Origin of the sequence: Streptomyces sp. NPDC059371 (assembly GCF_042751995.1) — a bacterium.
Lineage (GTDB): Bacteria > Actinomycetota > Actinomycetes > Streptomycetales > Streptomycetaceae > Streptomyces.
The window spans coordinates 9,030-27,985 of the sequence record NZ_JBHYXD010000044.1; the positions used below are offsets into that span (position 1 = coordinate 9,030).

Annotated in this window: 12 protein-coding genes; 6 read left to right on the plus strand and 6 right to left on the minus strand. The window is 71.1% G+C overall.

Annotated elements, in window-relative coordinates; all coding sequences use genetic code 11:
• Positions 1–138: 138 nt before the first annotated feature.
• A complete protein-coding gene (locus ACFXGX_RS23710) occupies positions 139–1,080 on the minus strand; it encodes an anti-sigma factor RsbA family regulatory protein (protein ID WP_384794618.1) in 942 nt (313 codons plus the stop codon).
• A gap of 306 nt (positions 1,081–1,386) precedes the next feature.
• On the opposite strand from ACFXGX_RS23710, the gene ACFXGX_RS23715 reads away from it, so the two are divergent.
• The 3 genes from ACFXGX_RS23715 (at position 1,387) to ACFXGX_RS23725 (ending at position 9,422) form a co-directional block, all read left to right on the plus strand.
• Positions 1,387–2,268: an RNA polymerase sigma factor SigF gene (locus tag ACFXGX_RS23715; RefSeq protein ID WP_384794620.1), complete on the plus strand. Its 882-nt coding sequence runs from the start codon at positions 1,387–1,389 to the stop codon at positions 2,266–2,268.
• A 357-nt stretch (positions 2,269–2,625) separates the two neighbouring features.
• Positions 2,626–6,903 (plus strand): HAMP domain-containing protein, encoded by a 4,278-nt coding sequence (locus tag ACFXGX_RS23720; RefSeq protein WP_384794622.1) that lies wholly within the window; start codon positions 2,626–2,628, stop codon positions 6,901–6,903.
• A gap of 101 nt (positions 6,904–7,004) precedes the next feature.
• The gene (locus ACFXGX_RS23725; protein WP_384794624.1) at positions 7,005–9,422 is read left to right on the plus strand and encodes a SpoIIE family protein phosphatase; all 2,418 of its coding nucleotides are present in this window, start codon (positions 7,005–7,007) and stop codon (positions 9,420–9,422) included.
• 181 nt (positions 9,423–9,603) lie between these two features.
• On the opposite strand, the gene ACFXGX_RS23730 is transcribed toward ACFXGX_RS23725, so the two are convergent.
• Together ACFXGX_RS23730 and ACFXGX_RS23735 are read right to left on the minus strand one after the other, a co-directional pair.
• Complete coding sequence (locus tag ACFXGX_RS23730; RefSeq protein ID WP_384794626.1) at positions 9,604–10,317, minus strand: HAD family hydrolase; 714 nt, start codon at positions 10,315–10,317, stop codon at positions 9,604–9,606.
• A 121-nt stretch (positions 10,318–10,438) separates the two neighbouring features.
• Positions 10,439–11,245 carry a DMT family transporter gene (locus ACFXGX_RS23735; protein WP_384794702.1) on the minus strand — a complete coding sequence of 269 codons (807 nt, stop codon included), beginning with the start codon at positions 11,243–11,245 and terminating at the stop codon, positions 10,439–10,441.
• Between the two features lie 329 nt (positions 11,246–11,574).
• Here ACFXGX_RS23735 and ACFXGX_RS23740 point away from each other — a divergent pair, with 329 nt between their 5' ends.
• A complete protein-coding gene (locus tag ACFXGX_RS23740; protein WP_384794628.1) occupies positions 11,575–12,744 on the plus strand; it encodes a PP2C family protein-serine/threonine phosphatase in 1,170 nt (389 codons plus the stop codon).
• A gap of 29 nt (positions 12,745–12,773) precedes the next feature.
• On the opposite strand, the gene kstD is transcribed toward ACFXGX_RS23740, so the two are convergent.
• A complete protein-coding gene (gene kstD / locus ACFXGX_RS23745; RefSeq protein WP_384794630.1) occupies positions 12,774–14,597 on the minus strand; it encodes a 3-oxosteroid 1-dehydrogenase in 1,824 nt (607 codons plus the stop codon).
• Between the two features lie 338 nt (positions 14,598–14,935).
• Between kstD and ACFXGX_RS23750 the strand changes: the two genes are divergently transcribed.
• Positions 14,936–16,492 (plus strand): GMC oxidoreductase, encoded by a 1,557-nt coding sequence (locus ACFXGX_RS23750; RefSeq protein ID WP_384794632.1) that lies wholly within the window; start codon positions 14,936–14,938, stop codon positions 16,490–16,492.
• 83 nt (positions 16,493–16,575) lie between these two features.
• On the opposite strand, the gene ACFXGX_RS23755 is transcribed toward ACFXGX_RS23750, so the two are convergent.
• Complete coding sequence (locus ACFXGX_RS23755) at positions 16,576–17,055, minus strand: carboxymuconolactone decarboxylase family protein (protein WP_384794704.1); 480 nt, start codon at positions 17,053–17,055, stop codon at positions 16,576–16,578.
• Between the two features lie 9 nt (positions 17,056–17,064).
• A complete protein-coding gene (locus tag ACFXGX_RS23760) occupies positions 17,065–18,138 on the minus strand; it encodes a dihydrodipicolinate reductase (RefSeq protein ID WP_384794634.1) in 1,074 nt (357 codons plus the stop codon).
• Positions 18,139–18,239: 101 nt separating this feature from the next.
• Between ACFXGX_RS23760 and ACFXGX_RS23765 the strand changes: the two genes are divergently transcribed.
• A complete protein-coding gene (locus ACFXGX_RS23765; protein WP_384794636.1) occupies positions 18,240–18,860 on the plus strand; it encodes an L-threonylcarbamoyladenylate synthase in 621 nt (206 codons plus the stop codon).
• The last annotated feature ends 96 nt before the right edge of the window (positions 18,861–18,956 follow it).

Below are 18,956 nucleotides of genomic sequence, written 5' to 3' on the forward strand. Positions count from 1 at the left end.
GGGTGGGGGGGGGGTGGGGGGGGGGGGGGGGCCCCCCCCCGCCCCCGCCCCCCCCCCCCCCCCCCCCGGGGGGGGGGGCCCCCGCCCCGCTCAACCCGGCTCGCCCCCCCCCCCCCGTCGGCGCGGCCGCCGGGCCGGTCAGGCGCGGTCGATGTAGCTGCGCACGGTCGTTCCGGAGCCGTCGCTGTGCACCCGGACGAGGTCCGAGAGGAAGTGCACGAGCAACAGGCCCCGTCCGCCGATCTGGTCGGGAGGCGCGGGGTGCCGGCCGGCCAGCGGATCGCTCAGCCACCCCTTGTCCCGCGTCTCGCACACGATCTGCTCGCCTTCGGCCCACATCCTCAGGGTCCCCGAACCGCCCCCGTGCACCACGCTGTTGGTCGTCAGCTCCGCGACGACGAGGTTCAGGTCCTGGAGCCGGGCTCCCGACATCCCCCGGGCCCGGGCCTCCGCCAGGGCGAAGTCACGCGCGGCGGGCAGGAGTTCGGCGTCGAAGGGAACCGTCGCCGCTCCCGGCGGATGGCGCAGCACGTGGTTGAAGCGGGCCAGCACACCGTCCGGGTCGTAGGCCGCGCTGACGCACTGCCGCCCGGCCCCGATCACGACGGGATGGGTGGCGTGGGCGTCGGCGATCACGCCCGGGGCCAGGGCACGGGCGTCGTACGGGCAGAGGATGGTCACGTCGCGTCCGGCGAACGCCTGGTTGATCAGGGCTTCGTGCTGGACGCAGGCCGGGTACTCCACCGCCGTGCGGCCGGCCCAGACGGGCTCGCCGATGATCCGTACATGGACGCCCCGGTGGGTGTCGGCGAACGCCCGCAGGACGGAGGGGATGATCCGGCCGGGGTTCCGGCCGGCCCGCGCCATGTCGATCCAGCGGACGCCGGCACCGAGCGGCCCCATCGCGTCGCGGACCAGTTCGAGTCGCGCGGCGGGAACGGCCACCGCCACCGGCTCCCCCGCGGCTACGCCGTCGGAGACGAACCGTGTCATCTCCTGCACGTACTCGAGGTCGTCGCGGTAGATGAGCGCGGGATGGACGAAGGGTTCGGCTTCGCCGTGGAGTGCCGCCGTCGTCATGCCACGACCACCGCCGCGCCCAGGGACCGGCGTGCGGCGGGCGGTCCCGCGCCGGGGTACGCCAAGGGCGAGCGCGTCCGCGCCCGGCCGACTCGTCGCTCGATACCCACCGACTCACCCCGTCACCCACTTTACTTCGCCGCATCCGAACGGTGTGCCCGGGAGGAAGTAGCCCCTGACCCGGGGTCAGGGGGAGACGGGATGTACGCGTTCCGCGGAATTTCCGAAACCGGGTGGCATGAGTGGTGGGAGGCGGGGCAGACGGGCCCTGTCATCATTTCCTTAGGACGATGTGGGGTGGACGGCATGGCAGCCGTGACGGCAGTGAGGACAACGGACACGGCGCACCAGGCAGCGACGGTCACGGAAGGCGTCCTTCCGCAGATCGACCAACCCTTGAAGATCAGCCCGAAGGACGCGCGTGAGCTGTCCCGTCAGTTCTTCGACCGGCTGGCCGTACTGGAGGAGGGAACGCATGAACACCAGTACGCGCGCAACACCCTCATCGAGATGAACCTCTCTCTCGTCCGGTACGCCGCGGCGCGCTTCCGCAGCCGCAGCCAGGGTGAGATGGAGGACATCGTCCAGGTCGGCACGATCGGGCTCATCAAGGCCATCGACCGTTTCGAGCTGTCCCGCGAGGTCGAGTTCACCTCCTTCGCGGTTCCCTACATCGTCGGTGAGATCAAGCGGTTCTTCCGCGACACGAGCTGGGCCGTGCATGTGCCCCGGCGGCTTCAGGAGGCCCGCGTCGAGCTCGCCAAGGCGACGGAGGAACTGCGCACCCGCCTCGGCCGCACGCCCACGACCCGTGAACTGTCCGAGCTGATGTGCCTGACCGAGGAAGAGGTCATCGAAGCCCGCAAGGCGTCGAACGGCTACAACTCCTCGTCCCTCGACGCCGCTCTCACCGCCGACGGCGGCGCGGACGGCGAGGCGGTCCTCGCGGACTTCATCGGCGAGCTGGATCCGTCACTGGAACTGGTCGAGGACTTCAACTCCCTGGCTCCCCTGATCGCCCAGCTCGACGACCGGCAGCGCCGGATCATTCATCTGCGTTTCGTCGAGGAGCGCACCCAGGCGCAGATCGGTGAGGAGCTCGGTATCTCGCAGATGCATGTCTCCCGGCTGATCACCCGCATCATCAAGCGGCTGCGCGCCGGGCTGCTCGATCCCGCGGTCGCCTGACGTCTCCGCCGGTCACAGCGCTTACGACGCTCCCGCTGGCCCGCCCAGGACTCCGGTCCGCGGCGGGCCGGCGGCATTTCCCGTACCCGGGAGCCCGCCGACCGGGACCGAGAGGGTCCTGTGTATCCCGTTCACGCGAGGTTATTCCTGTGACCGGCGGTATTTTCGGTCCCCTGGAGAATTCCCTCCGACGCTTTGTTCCGCCCCCGCTCCCTGGGTTAGCCTGCGGCGTATTTTCTTGATGGGATGACCCGTGATCTGCGGGAATCCCACGGGCCGGCAGGGGGCCGTCCGTGGGCCCGGCGCGGTTCCGAGTTCCGTGACACGGGACTCCAGGGGAGCGGAACGAGGGTGGCCATGACCAGGGCAGCGAGCGGGACGTCGGTACGGACGCCGGGTGAGCAGGAGCTGCGGCAACTGCTGGCCGGCCTCACCGCGGTGCGCGACGGCGACTTCGGCACCCGGCTCCCCGACGAGGCCGGCGGCCTGCTGGGTGACATCGCCACCGTCTTCAACGGCATGGTCGACCAGCTCTCGGTGTTCACCTCGGAAGTGACCCGGGTGGCCCGTGAGGTGGGTACGGAGGGGACGCTCGGCGGCCAGGCGGAGGTACCGGGCGTCTCGGGCACCTGGGCCGACCTCACCGACTCCGTCAACGCCATGGCGGGCAATCTCACCACGCAGGTCCGCGACATCGCGCAGGTGGCCACCGCGGTCGCCAAGGGTGATCTCTCGCAGAAGATCGACGTGCCCGCCCGCGGCGAGATCCTGCAGCTCAAGGAGACCGTCAACACGATGGTCGACCAGCTCTCCGCGTTCGCCGACGAGGTCACCCGCGTCGCCCGCGAGGTCGGCACCGACGGACGCCTCGGCGGCCAGGCCCAGGTTCCCGGCGTCGGCGGCGTGTGGCGTGATCTCACCGACTCGGTGAACTTCATGGCCGGCAACCTCACCGCCCAGGTCCGCAACGTGGCCCAGGTCACCACGGCGGTGGCCCAGGGAGATCTCTCACAGAAGATCACCGTGGACGCCCGCGGCGAGATCCTGGAACTGAAGAACACCATCAACACGATGGTCGACCAGCTCTCCGCGTTCGCCGACGAGGTCACCCGCGTCGCCCGCGAGGTCGGCACCGACGGACGCCTCGGCGGCCAGGCCGACGTGAAGGGCGTCAAGGGCACCTGGCGCGATCTCACCGACTCGGTGAACTTCATGGCGGGCAACCTCACCGCCCAGGTCCGCTCGATCGCCCAGGTGGCCACGGCGGTGGCCAAGGGCGACCTGTCGCAGAAGATCACCGTGGACGCCCGCGGCGAGATCCTGGAGCTCAAGGAGACCATCAACACGATGGTCGAGCAGCTCTCGGCGTTCGCCGACGAGGTGACGCGTGTGGCCCGCGAGGTCGGCACCGCGGGCAACCTGGGCGGACAGGCCACCGTGCGGGGTGTCTCGGGCACCTGGAAGGACCTCACCGACAACGTCAACGTCATGGCGTCGAACCTGACCGGTCAGGTCCGCTCCATCGCGCAGGTGGCGACCGCCGTGGCCCGCGGCGACCTCTCGCAGAAGATCACCGTGGAGGCGAAGGGCGAGGTCGCCGCTCTGGCCGACGTCATCAACACGATGGTCGACACGCTCTCCGCGTTCGCCGACGAGGTCACCCGCGTCGCCCGCGAGGTCGGCACCGAGGGACGGCTCGGCGGCCAGGCGCACGTGCCCAATGTGGCGGGCACCTGGAAGGACCTCACCGACAACGTCAACTCGATGGCCAACAACCTCACCGGGCAGGTGCGCAACATCGCCCTGGTGACGACGGCGGTGGCCAAGGGCGACCTGTCCAAGAAGATCGATGTCGACGCCCGCGGCGAGATCCTCGAACTCAAGACGACCATCAACACGATGGTCGACCAGCTCTCCGCCTTCGCCGCCGAGGTCACCCGCGTGGCCCGGGAGGTCGGCAGCGAGGGCAGGCTCGGCGGTCAGGCCGAGGTGGAGGGCGTCTCGGGCACCTGGAAGCGGCTGACCGAGAACGTGAACGAACTGGCCGGCAACCTCACGCGCCAGGTCCGCGCGATCGCCGAGGTCACCGGTGCCGTGGCCGAGGGCGACCTGACCCGGTCCATCACCGTGGAAGCCTCGGGCGAGGTCGCCGACCTGAAGGACAACATCAACACCATGGTGGAGTCGCTGCGGGAGACCACGCGCGCCAACCAGGAGCAGGACTGGCTCAAGACGAACCTGGCCCGAATCTCCGGTCTGATGCAGGGATACCGCGACCTGGACGTGGTGGCCGACCTCATCATGGACGAGCTCACCCCGCTGGTCGCCGCGCAGTACGGCGCCTTCTACCTCGCCGAGGAGACCGCGAAGGGCACGGAGCTCAGGCTGGTCGGGTCGTACGGCTATCCCGACGAGGTCGGGCGTCCCACCCGTATCCCGCTCGGCCGCTCGCTCGTCGGGCAGGCCGCGCGCAGCAGGCGGGCGATCACCGTGGACGAGGTCCCGCCGGGCTACGTCACCATCTCCTCGGGACTCGGCCGGACCGCGCCGACCGCGCTGGTGGTCCTGCCCATCGTCGTCGAGGAGCAGGTGCTCGGCGTCATCGAGCTCGCCTCGGTCACCCGCTTCAAGCAGGGTCACCGGACATTCCTGGAACAGCTCATGGAGACCATCGGCGTCAACGTCAGCACCATCGTGGCCAACGCCCGCACCGATGAGCTGCTGGGCGAGTCGCAGCGCCTGACCGCCGAACTCCAGGCCCGCTCCGAGGAGCTGCAGGTCCAGCAGGACGAACTCCAGCGCTCCAACGCCGAGCTGGAGGACAAGGCCTCCCTGCTCGCGACCCAGAACCGCGACATCGAGGCGAAGAACCTCCAGATCGAACAGGCCCGGCAGGAACTCGAGGCACGGGCCCAGCAGTTGTCGCTGGCGTCCAAGTACAAGTCCGAGTTCCTCGCCAACATGAGCCACGAGCTGCGGACCCCGCTCAACAGCCTGCTCATCCTGGCGCAGTTGCTGGCGCAGAACCCCTCGCGCAACCTCACGCCGAAGCAGGTCGAGTACGCGGGCATCATCCACTCCGCCGGCTCCGACCTGCTCCAGCTCATCAACGACATCCTGGACCTGTCGAAGGTCGAGGCCGGCAAGATGGACGTGACCCCCGAACGGGTCCCGCTGCGCCAGCTCCTGGAGTACGTCGAGGCCACCTTCCGTCCCATGACCTCGCAGAAGAGCCTGGAGTTCACGGTGAGCACCGCTCCCGGGGCCCCGGTGGACCTGCTCACCGACGACTCACGGCTGCGGCAGGTGCTGCGCAACCTGCTGTCGAACGCGGTGAAGTTCACGGAGCGGGGCCGGGTCGAGCTGCGTATCGAACCGGCGTCCGACCAGGAGATCCCCGCGGGCGTCCACCGGGGCGGGACGATCGCGGCCTTCCGGGTCAAGGACACCGGCATCGGCATCCCCGAGCAGCAGCTGGAGACGATCTTCGGCGCCTTCCAGCAGGCCGACGGCACCACGAGCCGCAAGTACGGCGGCACCGGTCTCGGTCTGTCGATCACCCGGGAGATCGCCCATCTGCTCGGCGGAGCGGTCACCGTGGACAGCACGCCCGGACAGGGCAGTACGTTCACGCTGTTCCTCCCGGTGGCCCGGCCCGAGTTCGAGGAACTGCTGGCCGGCGGCCGGGCGCCCGAGTCCGCGCCGCACCAGGACGCCTCGGCGCACTCCGAACCGCGGCACACCGCTCCCGGCTCGACCGGCCTGCCCCGCCAGCATCGGCGCCGGCTCCTGGTCGTCGAGGAACGGCCGCGAGGACTGCTGACGCTGGTGGCCGAGAGCGCCGTCGGAGATGTCGCGCGCAGCCGTGACGAGGGCGACGCGCGGGAGGGCGTCGACGTCGTCACCGTCGTCGGGGCGCAGGAGGCGGCCAGTGCCCTGGCCGCGGAGCCGTGGCACTGCGTCGTGCTCGAACTCGGCATGCCGGAGGGCGAGACCGCCCGTTTCCTCGAAGCGGTGGAGGGCGACTCGGCCCTGGCGACCGTGCCCGTCCTCGTGCACAACGGCAGCCGGGTCGACCTGGCGCAGGAGCAGGCGCTGCAGTCCCGCTCGGGCGCCCGGTCGCTGGAATTCCTGTCCAGCCTGGACGAGTTGCGCGAGCGGATCGCGCTGCACCTGTCCGCGGATCAGCCGGGCGACGTGGTGCCGCTGGTCCGCGCCGAGGAGGCCAGGAACCGGCCGGCGCGGCCGATCGACAGCGCCTTCCAGGGCCGTACGGTGCTCGTCGTCGACGACGACGCCCGCAACCTCTTCGCGCTCAGCGGGATTCTGGAGCTGCACGGCTTCCAGGTGCTGCACGCGGAGAACGGCAGGAAGGGCATCGAGACGCTGCTGAGCCGGCCCGAGGTCGCGCTGATCCTGATGGACGTGATGATGCCCGAGATGGACGGGTACACCGCGACCGCCGAGATCCGCAAGATGCCGCGGTACGCCGACCTGCCGATCATCGCGGTGACGGCGAAGGCCATGCCCGGCGACCGGGAGAAGAGCCTGCTGTCGGGTGCCAGCGACCATGTCACCAAGCCGGTCGACACCGACGACCTCATCGCGTGTGTCCGACGCTGGCTCGGGGCGTGACATGACACCCGGCCCCTCCGCCGCGCCCGCGCGGCGGGACATCCTCCGCCGACTCCCCTCCCCCGCCCTCCCCGGGGCCACCGCCGAGGAGCGGCAGCACGATGAACAGTCCTGAGGCAACCGGCGCGAACGTCCCCGAGCCCACGCAGGACGGCACGGACGCCGGGCGGTCCGGCGAACTCCCGGGCGTGCCCGGGACATCACCGGTGGGCCGGCTGGCCGCCACCGTCGAACGGCTGCGCCGCGAGGTACGGGCCGCGCAGGCGGAGGCCGACGGGCGCGCGCTGATCGAACTGGCCAAGGGCATCCTGGTCGAGCGTCTGGGCTGCGGACCGGCCCAGGCCGCCCGCCAGCTCGCCGAGTTGGCCGAGCAGGCCAAGGTGCCGCAGCTCCAGCTCGCGGTCGAGATCATCAACCAGGCGGCGCACGACCGGCTTTCGGAGGTGACCAGCACCTTCCTCTCCACCGCGGCGGAGCATCCGCCGAAGCAGGACGCCCCCGCGGTACGGCTGCGCGCGGCCGAGAGCGGCGCGCTGGCGGCGGGCGACAGCCAGGCGGTGGCCGACTCCCTGCTCCAGCACGCGCTGACCCCGCTCGGGGCGGTCGCCGTGGCCATCTGGGCGGCGGACGCCGACGGTTCGCTGTCCCTGGCGGGCAGCGCCGGGTTCTCGGCGGGCGAGGCCCGGCGCTGGCGCTACGTCCCCCCGGGCGTGGCGACGATGGCACGCCGGGCACTGTCCGACCGCACGGCGCAGTGGGCGGGCTCGCTGGCGGACACCGGGCTGCCGTCCATCGGGCACGCGGACCATCCGGACGGCGGCCGGGTCGCGGTACCGGCCGGCTCGGGAGGCCGGATCCACGGTGTCCTGGAGATCGCGTGGCCGTCCGCCCTGAAACCTCAGCCGCCGCAGGTGGTCCGTCAGGTCGAGGCACTGGCCGAACTGTGCTCGCACACGCTGGAGACCCACGCGCTGCCCGGCGACTGCGCCGACGTGCGGGGAACGGCCGACGTCTGCGAACTGATCGACCTGGTGGACGGGTTGCACGATCCCGCACTGGTCCTGGTGCCCCAGCTCGACGACCAGGGAAGACTCACCGACTTCCGCATCCGCCATGTGAACGGGCGCTTCCTCGATCCGGCCGGCCGGCCGCGTGGCACCGTTCAGGGGGTGCTGCTCCTCGAGGCCTACCCGCTGGCCGCCGGGGAGAGCGGCCTCTTCCAGTGCGTCGAGCGCGTCTACGCCACCGGGGAACCGTTCCGGGCGCGGCGCATGGATCTGACGGCGCTGGTCGACCAGGTGCGGCTGTCCGCCGTGGCCGACATCAGCATCAGCCGGCACGGCGGAACCGTACTGCTCATCTGGCGCATAGAGGACGAGACGGCACGGCTGGCGAGTCTGCTCCAGCACGCCCAGCGGCTCGGCAGGATCGGCGGTTTCGAGGAGAACCTGCTGACCGGCGAGACCATCTGGAACGAGACGCTCTTCGATCTGTACGGCCGCCCCACGTCGGGCGCCCCCGTCCCGCTGGAGGAACTGGCCGCGCACGCCCACCCGGACGACGCCGTCACCATCGGCCGCTTCCTGCGGACCGTCCTGCACCACCGTCGGCCGGCGTCGGCCGCGTTCCGGCTGCAGCGTCCCGACGGCGTGACCCGGCACATCCGCATGGTGGCCGAGCCGGTGCTCGACGCCGACGACCGGCTGTTCGCGGTCCGCGGGGCCTACCAGGACATCTCGGCGCAGCACTGGACGGAGGTGGCGCTGGCCGTCACCCGCGACCAGCTCGCGCACACCGAACAGCAGGCGCACGAACGCAACCGGCTGACCCTCCAGCTCCAGCACGCGATCATGCCGCCGGACCGGGCGCCGTTGCGGGCTCCGGGCCTCGACGTGGCGGTGCGCTACCGGCCGGCGGAGACGGAGCAGCTCGTCGGCGGCGACTGGTACGACGCCGTCGTGCTGTCCTCCGGTCTGGTCCTGCTGTGTGTCGGCGACGTGGCCGGTCACGGGATAGAGGCGGCGACCAGCATGGTGGTGCTGCGCAACGCGCTGCGCGGACTCGCCGTGACGGGCGCGGGGCCCGGTCAGTTGCTGTCCTGGCTCAACATCGTGGCGCACCATCTGACGGGCGGGATCACCGCCACCGCGGTCGTCGGGCTCTACGATCCGCGCCGCCGTGTGCTGCGCTGGGCGCGGGCCGGACATCTGCCGCCCGTTCTCGTCCGGGACGCGGACGCCACCCCGCTGCCGCTGATCAAGGGCATCCTGCTCGGTGCCGTCCCCGAGGCGACGTTCGCGGAGGAAGAGGTGCAACTGGAGGTCCACGACACGCTGTTGATGTACACGGACGGTCTGGTCGAACGGCGTGACCGCTCGGTCGAGGTGTCGCTGCGCCAGCTTCTCACCGCGGCCCGTACGACGTCCGGGACGCTGGACCAACAGCTCGACCGGCTCCTGACGTACAGCAGGTCCGACACCGACGACGACACCTGCATCGTCGGCATCCGGGTGGAGTAGGGCCGTACGAGATGCGGCCCCGCCGACAGCCGGGGGGAGTGACTGCCTGCGGGGCCGTGCAGCTCGGGTTTCGCCAGGGGGGTAGCTTCCCGAACTGTCTCAGGATGCTGGTGCCCCGCTCCCGGCGATGCATGCACACGAGTTTCCGGCCGACTTTCCCTCGTATGGCGCAGCGATCGGCTCAGGAGGGTTCCCGCAGGGTACGCAGCAGGGGCTCCAGGGAGTCCGTGAGGCACCGCGCGGGAACACCGGCCTCCCGCAGCGTCCGCGCCCTGGCGGGGTGGCGGGCGTATCCGAGGAACCGGACGCCGGCCCTGTGCGCCGCCGCGTGGTCCTCGGGAGCGGCGCCGATCATCAGCGAGACGTCCGGCTCGGCCCCCATGGCGCCCAGGGCGCGTTCCAGGGCGGCCGGACGGGGCGCGGGCGTTCCCGGGTGCGGCGCGCGGCCGAATACGTACGGGGCGAAGCGGGGGGTGAGCCCACGTGCGTCCAGGTACGAGGTGACCGCCCGGGCCGATGTGCCGGTCGCCACGGCGAGCCTCGCCCCGACCGCCGCCCAGGTGTGGATCAGCGGATCCGCGTACGCCGTCGGCATCGCGGTGCGTACCGCCTCCAGCTCGGTCCCGGTCAGCCACGCGTCGAGCCGGGCGAGGGCTTCGCCGCCCGGTTGCCGTCCGGCCACCGCCGTCAGGGCGCGGTAGGGATCCGCGGGGTCGTGCTCCTCCTGGGCGAGCACCGCGCGCAGGTCCGGTTCCGTCAGCCGGTCGAGCCGGGCTCGCGCGAGGGCCGCCGCCGAGGGCCCGGAGAAGAGCTGGCAGATCGGGCCGTCGAAGCCGAAGACGACATACCGCGTCCGCGCGACCAGTTCCCGAACGTTCTCGATCCCACTCGTCACCACCAGGGTCTGTCCAGTCCCGGGCGTCACCAATCGAGCGAGTGTCGGCCAGTCGCCGCGCACCGTCGCGGCTGCGGTTCCACCGGCGGTCGCGGGCCGGGGCGAGCCGGGACGACCGGCGTCAATGGGCCATGTCCGCGAGGTGGGGAACCACGCGGGTCAGCCGCAGGACCCCCCACAGGACCAGCCCCGCGCCGATCAGTTCGGGCAGCAGCCACCAGCCCGTACGGATCGTCTCGTCGAAGAGCGTGACACCGAGTACGAGGCTGAGCGTCGCGTCGCCGATGGTCAGCGCGGGCTGTGAGGCGGCCAGCGGGCCCGCCTGGAGGGCGTTCTCCAGGAGCAGGACGGCGGCGATCCCGGTCAGGGCGAATCCGTAGGTCTGCCAGACACCGAGGAAGGCGGCGAACCCGTCGTCGCGGAGCGTGCCCACGGCCGATTTGAGCAGGGCGGCGGTCAGTGCGTTGCTGATGGCCGACGCCGCTCCGAGCACGGCGGCGCGGAAGAGCGGCGGGCGGCCCGGACGGGCGACGACGACCGCGACCGCCACGCTTCCCAGGCACGCGATCAGCACCGGGATCCAGCGCTCCATGGGGGCGTCGGACTGTGCTCCCGAGGGAGCGGCCGCGAGGAGGACCAGGCCGAGTCCCGCCACCACACCGGCGACGGCCTGCCATCCCGCGCGTGACAGACGGCGGTGCAGGAGCGGGACGGCGATCATCAGGGCGAAGGGCAGCTCCAGGATGAACAGGGGCTGCACCAGGGACAGCGGCCCGTTCGCCAGCGCGAGGGCCTGGAACAGCGCCGCCCCGATCACCCCGGCGATGCCGATCAGCCACGGCGGCTGCCGGGCCAGCCGGATGATCAGCCGCAGCCCGCCGCCTTCGCTGACGCGGGCGGCGGCCTTGCGCTGGAACGCCGTGCCCATCGCGTTGCTGGCGGCCCCGAGGAGCGCGAACAGCACGGCCAGTCCTGTCACCCCTCCACCATGCCCCGGGAGGGGTGCCGGGGCCTCTCCCGGGCGCCGGTTGGATGAATCGCCGACGACGGGGCATCCGCCCCGTGGAGCCCCGTCATCCCATCCCCGTGGTGGCGGGGCTTCGTGCCGCCCGCACCACCCCCGACTCCCCTCGCCTGCCCCCGTCCGGGCCGTTCCCGACGGCTCCGGCCCGCGCGCTGGGGCCCGCCCGCGTCCGCCCCGATCAAAATGCGCGACGGCGGGGAAGGGAGGAGCGTGGTGGCGAAGGGAGGAGTGCCATGGCCACGAAGGCCGCGTCCGGCCGTCGGGACGATCACCGGGGATGGCTGCGCGGCTCGCCCCCTCCGCGCTGGGTACGGCTGCTCCCGCCGGTCCTGCTGGTGGCTGTCCTCGTGGTGGAACTCGTGAGCAGCCGGCCACCGGACATCGGCTTCCTGCTGGGCGCCATCCCCTCCCTGGCCGTCCTCTCCTACGGCCCCCTGGCGACCGCGGGCTTCGGTGTGGTCGTCGTGGTCCTGATGAACCTCCCCGCCCTGCACCTCAACCATCCGGGCAACGCGGACCTGCTCACGATCACCTTCATCGCCGTGCTGAGCGTGTTCGTGTCGCTCGTCCGCAGCCGCAGGGACGCGCATCTGGTCACCGTGCGGTCGGTGGCGGAAGCCGCTCAGCTCGCCGTGCTGCCACCGCTGCCCGAAAACGTCGGCCCGGTCCGCTGCGCCGGGCTGTACCGGCCCGCCCAGCGGGAGACGCTGGTCGGCGGTGACTTCTTCGAGGTACGGGACGGGCCGTTCGGAGTCCGGGCCGTGATGGGCGACGTACAGGGACACGGACTGTCGGCCGTGGGGACGGTCGCCTCGCTGCTGGGGGCGTTCCGGGAGACGGTGCTCGACCAGCGCGATCTGGAGGCGGCCGCGGCCCGGCTCGACCGCAGACTGGTGGTGGACTCGGCGTCGGTCGAACACGCCGAGCTGTTCGCCACCGCGCTGCTCCTGGAGTTCCCGCCGGGCACCGACACCGTACGGATGGTGTCCTGCGGGCACCCGGCGCCGCTGCTGCTGCGCGGCGCGAAGGCCCTCGAACTGGACACCGACCCGGGGCCTCCGCTGGGGCTGGGATTCTTCGAGCTGTCCCCGCCGAAGGGGCGCACGGTCGAGCTGGACCCCGGCGACCGGCTGTTCATGGCCTCCGACGGCGTGAGCGAGAGCCGGGACGCGGGCGGCGTCTTCTACCCGCTGCCCGACCGGCTGACCTCGTTCGCCGAGGAGCCTTCGGACGCGCTCGTCGACCACCTGTGGGAGGACCTCGTCCGGTTCTGCCCCTCGATCCGCGACGACGTCTCCGTCCTGGTTCTGTCGCCCCGGCTCCGCGGCGACCGGAACGACGGCGACAGGGAGAAGGACGTCGGCGCGACCGCCGACAGCCACAGCGAGAGCACCGGCGACTGACAGTCGTTGTCGTGCCGTCACCGCGAGTGTCAGGTCGTCGCCGCGAGGTCGAGTGCCGCGATGTAGCCGAACGTCATCGCGGGGCCGATCGTCGAGCCCGCTCCCGCGTAGCTGTGGCCCATGACTGCCGCGCTGGCGTTGCCCGCCGCGTACAGGCCCGGGATCACCGTGCCGTCCGGGCGCAGGACGCGGGCGCGGGCGTCGGTGCGCAGTCCGCCCTTGGTGCCGAGGTCACCCGGGACGATCTTGAAGGCGTGGAACGGAGGGAGCCACAGCGGGGCGAGGCAGGAGTTCGGGAACACCGCGGGGTCGGTGTAGTAGTGGTCGTAGGCGCTGTCGCCGCGGTGGAAGTCGGTGTCCCTGCCGCTCAGGGCCAGGCTGTTGAAGCGGCTGACGGTGGTGCGCAGGGCGGCGGCGGGGACACCGATCCGCCCAGCGAGCGCGTCCAGGGTCCACTCCTTGTACGCGACGCCGGACGTGTACCAGGAGTCGGGGAACGTGAAGGTCGGCGCGACGTCCTTGAACAGGTAGCGGTTGCGGTAGTTCTGGTCGACGACCAGCCACGCCGGGATGTCCGGAGCGCTCGGGTTGCGGTCGTACATGGTGTGCACCACGTCGCTGTAGGGGCCGGCCTCGTTGACGAACCGCGCGCCGGCGGCGTTGACCAGCAGGCCGCCGGGCAGAGTGCGTTCGGCGAGGCAGAAGTAGGGTTCGCCGGGCAGCGGGATGGCCGGGCCCCACCAGGCGTCGTCCATCAGGTCGAGCGCCGCTCCGGCCCGCCGGCCCGCCTGGATGCCGTCGCCGGTGTTCTCCTTGGCGCCCACCGTCCAGGCGGTCCCGATGGGCTGCCGCTGGAACTCGGCGCGCATGGCCGCGTTGTGCTCGAAGCCGCCGGAGCCGACGACGACCCCGCGCCTGGCCCTGACCAGTCCGGAGGCGCCGTCGCGGGTGACCACGGCGCCGGTGACCGCACCGTTTCCCATGAGCAGGTCGGACATCGGGCTGTTCAGCCACACCGGGACCTGGGCGGCGAGCAGGCCGGCGCGCAGCCCGGCCGCGAGCGACTGGCCCATCGTCAGCGGTTTCTGGCCGAGCAGCGCCGCCTTGGTGCCGCGCGCCAGGCACTCGGTGGCGACGGCCGCGCCCTTGGCGCTGACGGCGGCGAGGGTGAGCCACTTGTAGTCGGCGCTGAAGACGACCATGCCGGCCGGAACGGCCATGTACGCGGGGTTCAGGTGGGCGAGTTCGGCTCCGAGGATCGTGCCGTCGAGCTGGTCGGGCTCCATGGAGCGTCCGCCCGGAAGGCCGCCGGGGAGTTCCGGGTAGTAGTCGCTGTAGCCCTCCATCCAGCGGAAGCGCAGCGGGCTGTTGGCCATGACGAAGGAGATCATCGCCGGTCCGTTGCCGAGGAAGGCCCGCTGCCGGTCGGCCGGGACGTCCGGGCCGACGACGGCCGCGAGGTACGCGGCGGCCTTCGCCGGGGTGTCGGGGACGCCCGCGGCGAGGATGACGGGGTTGTTCGGGATCCAGATGCCCGCGCCCGAGCGGGCCGCCGACCCTCCGAAGGTGGCCGCCTTCTCCAGGACGACGCAGCTCAGCCCCCGTTTCGCGGCGGTGAGCGCCGCGGTCATCCCGGCGGCTCCCGAGCCGACGACGACGATGTCGTACGTGCCGAGCAGGGGCAGGTCGGCCGCGGTGGCCGGGCCGGCGGCCGCGACGGCACCGGCGGCTTGGGCGGCTCCGGCGGCGAGCGCGAGGGAGGCGCCCGTGGCCGCGCCGAGCACCCGACGGCGTGACGGGCCGGGGGCCGGGAGGGAAGGGGCAGGTCTGGCGGGCTCGGCGTTCGGGGACATGACGGGGCTCTCCAGCAGGGCGAGGGAATGTGTGGCTCTCCGTTGCTCCGGGAGCCCGACTGGCCCCCGCCGTACCGGTTCTGATGCAGCGTCAGAAATGTCGCGCGAGGGTCTTGTGAAGTCAAGAGCAAGCGGAGCAGAGCTCGCCGATCACCCCAAGATCGGACAGAAGTTACCAACCGGTATGTAGTGACTTAACAAGCCGGCAACAGTAGAACCTGTTCCCACTCATCGAGAGTGAGGAGTGTCACGTGGGTGACATCAACCAGCAGACCAACGATTCCAGGGGTGTTTCGCGCCGACGATTCATAGCTGGAACAGGTTCTATTCTTGGAGCAGTGAGCCTTGCCGGTCGCGCAGTCGCGGCCCCCGCGGTGATCGCCACGGCGGCCTCGTCGATCCCGTCCGGCGCACACGTCCCCGTCCTCGTGATCGGCACCGGATACGGCGGCTCGGTCGCCGCCCTGCGCCTCGCCCAGGCGGGCGTCGACGTGCAGATGGTCGAGATGGGCATGGCCTGGGACACACCGGGCTCGGACGGCAAGATCTTCGCCAACACGACCAGCCCGGACCAGCGTTCGTACTGGCTGCGGACCAGGACCAAACAGCCCCTCAGCAACTTCCTCGGCTTCCCCATCGACAAGGACATCCCCCGCTACACGGGGATCCTCGACGCCGAGGAGATGGGCCAGATCATCGTGTACCAGGGCCGCGGTGTCGGCGGCGGATCACTCGTCAACGGAGGCATGGCGGTCACTCCCAAGCGGGAGAACTTCGGCGCGATCCTCCCGTCGGTGAACGCCGACGAGATGTACGCGACGTACTACCCGCGCGCCAACGCCACGCTCGGCACGGGCCTCATCGACCCGGCGTGGTTCGACACCACCGACTGCTACCAGTACGCGCGGGTCGGCCGGAAGCAGGCCCAGCGCTCGGGCTTCCCCTTCGTCTTCGTGCCCGACGTGTACGACTGGGACTACATGAAGCAGGAGGCCGCGGGCACCGTCACCAAGTCGGCCCTCGCGGGGGAAATCCTCTACGGCAACAACTACGGCAAGAAGTCGCTCCAGAAGACCTATCTGGCCCAGGCCACGGCCACCGGTCGGGTCACCATCTCACCGCTGCACAAGGTCACTTCGGTCGTGCCCGCGTCCGGCGGCGGCTACACGGTCCTGATCGACCAGCTCAACACGACCGGTGGCACCACGGCCACGAAGACGGTGACCGCGGACCGGGTGTTCTTCGCGGCCGGAAGCGTCGGGACGAGCAAGCTCCTGGTCCGGCTGAAGGCGACCGGCGCGCTGCCCGGCCTCAACGGCGAGATCGGCCAGGGCTGGGGCGACAACGGCAACGTCATGTGCGGGCGCGCCAACCACCTGTGGGATCCGACCGGTGCGCTCCAGGCCAGCATCCCCTGCGGGGGCATCGACAACTGGACCGCGGGCGGCGCGTTCGCCGAGGTGGCGCCGCTGCCCACCGGCATCGAGACCTGGGCGTCCTTCTACCTGTCCATCACCAAGAACCCGAACCGCGCCCAGTTCACCTGGAACGCCGCGACCGGGACCGTTGACCTCAACTGGCAGACCGCCTGGAAGCAGCCCGCCATCGACATGGCGAAGACGATCTTCGACAAGATCAACGCGAAGGAGGGAACGATCTACCGGACCGATCTCTTCGGCGTGTACAAGATCTGGGGCGACCATCTCACCTACCACCCGCTCGGCGGCGCCGTACTCAACAAGGCCACCGACAACTACGGCCGCCTGCTGGGCTATTCGGGTCTGTACGTCATCGACGGCGCGCTGATCCCGGGCAACACCAGCGTCAACCCGTTCGTCACCATCACGGCCCTCGCCGAACGGAACATCGAGAACATCATCGCCGTGGACCTCTAGGCCGGACACAGCCCAGGCGGTGCGGACCCCGTGAGGGGTCCGGATCCGCTCAGGGGCCCGCGGCAGCTGCCGGCCGCACGCGTTCAGTGGGTCGGCAGCACGCACACGGCGTCCAGTCCCAGCACATGGTTGAGCCGGCCGAACGCCAGCCAGGAGCCGACGCTCATGGTCAGCTCCACGATCTCCCGCTGGCTGTACAAGGCCGTCATCCGTGTCCAGAAATCCTCGTCAAGACCGTGGTGATCCAGGGCGTACCGCTCCGCGTATTCGGCGGCCAGCCGCGTCCGGTCGTCGAAGGCATCGGTGGTACGCCACTGGGTCACCGCGTCCGCGAACTCCTCCTCGACCTTCAGGCCGTCGCGCTCCGTACGCCAGTCGAGGCAGAACAGACACCCGTTGATCTGCGCGACGCGCAGCCGGGCGGCCTCGAACTCGCGCAGGCCCAGGGTCGTGTGCTCGTACACCGACAGGGAGAAGTTCGCGGCGGCCATGCCGATGCCGGGCACCATCTCGCCCCAGACGTATCCGATCGGTTCCTGTCCTTCGGGAATGTCGACGCGCAGGGTCATGGGTCACTTCCTTCCGAGCCGGCCGACTGCGGGACGCAGCGGGACGTCGAGTGCGTCGTAGAGTCCTGGTTCCGCGTCCACCAGCCAGTCGACCGCGCCGACCAGGCGGCCGACCGCGGTGGCGTTCCCGCCCGCGGACCGGTTCTCGCCCTCGTCGGTCGCCGCGACGGTGACCTCGATCCGCGGGCGGCCCTCGATGATCACCCGGTGGGCGCCGTCCCCGTCGGGCGGTGAGGGCCAGTCCGGTGCGCAGGAGGCGTGGATGCGGGTGATGTGCTCGATGACGATCCGGGGCTCTCCCCCGACGATCCCCCGTACCTCGAAGCGGACCGCGCCCTGGGTGCCGGCCGCGAACTCGCCCATGGTGCGGGTGCTCACGGTGCCGGTCAGCGGGCGGCGCTCCATCGTCTCGGTGATGTCGTCGAGTTCGACGCCGAGGGCCCGTGCCATGAGCCGTATCTGGCCGCCCCACACCATCGTCGGGATCGACGGGGCGAGCATCAGCGGCTCGTAGTCCATCGGCTGCCCCATGCCGACCAGGTACCGTACGGATTCCTCCTGTTCGTACGTGGAGTAGTCGAAGATCTCCTGGCAGCGGATGGCGTCGATCGTGGTGCCCAGACCGCTGATCAGCAGGGGCAGGACGTCATTGCCCCAGCCCGGATCGACTCCGGAGACGAACAGGGAGCCTCCCCCCTCGGCGATGGCGGCGAGCACGGGGTCCCGGAACTCGGGCGGGGCGCTGCGCTGGTCGTAGAGCGGGTAGAGGGCGGGCGTGACGACCACCGCACCGGCCCGGATCGCCCTGGCGATGTCGCCGAGGGCCTCGTCGGGGCGGATGTCGCCGGTGGCCGCGTAGACGACGGCTCCGGGCCCCGAGGCCAGGACCGCGTCGATGTCGTCGCTCGCCGCGACGCCGAGGCCGTGACCGAGTCCGGCGAGCTCGCCGGCGTCACGGCCGACCTTGCCGGGGTCGTGGACGAGCACGGCCGCGAGTTTCAGTTTCGGATGGGCCTCGACGGCGCGGATGGCCGCACGGCCGACATTGCCGGTACCCCAGACCACCGTGGAAATCATGCGGCGGAGGGTAGCGAGACGGCCTCGAGGTTCCTATAGCCGCGACCGGGGAGAATTCCGGGCACCGACGCGAACGGCCCGACAGGCCCTAGTCTCGAAACATGGCCAAGTACTTCGACGTTCACCCGGAGAACCCGCAGCGGCGCGTCATCACCCAGGTGGTGGAGATCGTCCGCAGCGGCGGGCTGATCGTCTATCCGACGGACTCCTGCTTCGCTCTCGGCTGCGCGCTCGGCAACCGGGACGGCATCGACCGCATCCGCTCGATCCGCCGGCTTGACGAGCGCCACCACTTCACGCTGATGTGCGAGGACTTCGCCCAGCTCGGGCACTTCGTACGGATCGACAACGCGGTCTTCCGCACGGTCAAGGCGGCTACGCCCGGCCGCTACACCTTCATCCTCCCGGCGACGAAGGAGGCTCCGCGCAGGCTGCTGCACCCGAAGAAGAAGACCGTCGGGGTGCGGATCCCCGATCACGCGGTCGCGCAGGCGATCCTGGCCGAACTCGGCGAGCCGCTGCTGTCGAGCACCCTGCTCCTGCCCGACGAGGACAAGCCGCTGACCCAGGGCTGGGAGATCAAGGACCGCCTCGACCACGTGGTGGACGCCGTCATCGACTCCGGCGACTGCGGCACCGAGCCGACGACCGTGATCGACTTCTCCACCGCGGAGCCCGAGGTCGTACGCCTCGGAGCCGGCGACCCCTCCCGGTTCGAGTAGTCCCCGGATTCGAGCAGGTCCGGAAACGGCGCGGGGCGGGGGGGGGGGGCGGGGGGGGGCCCCCCGCCCGCCCCGGGGGGGGTTTGATATTAGGGG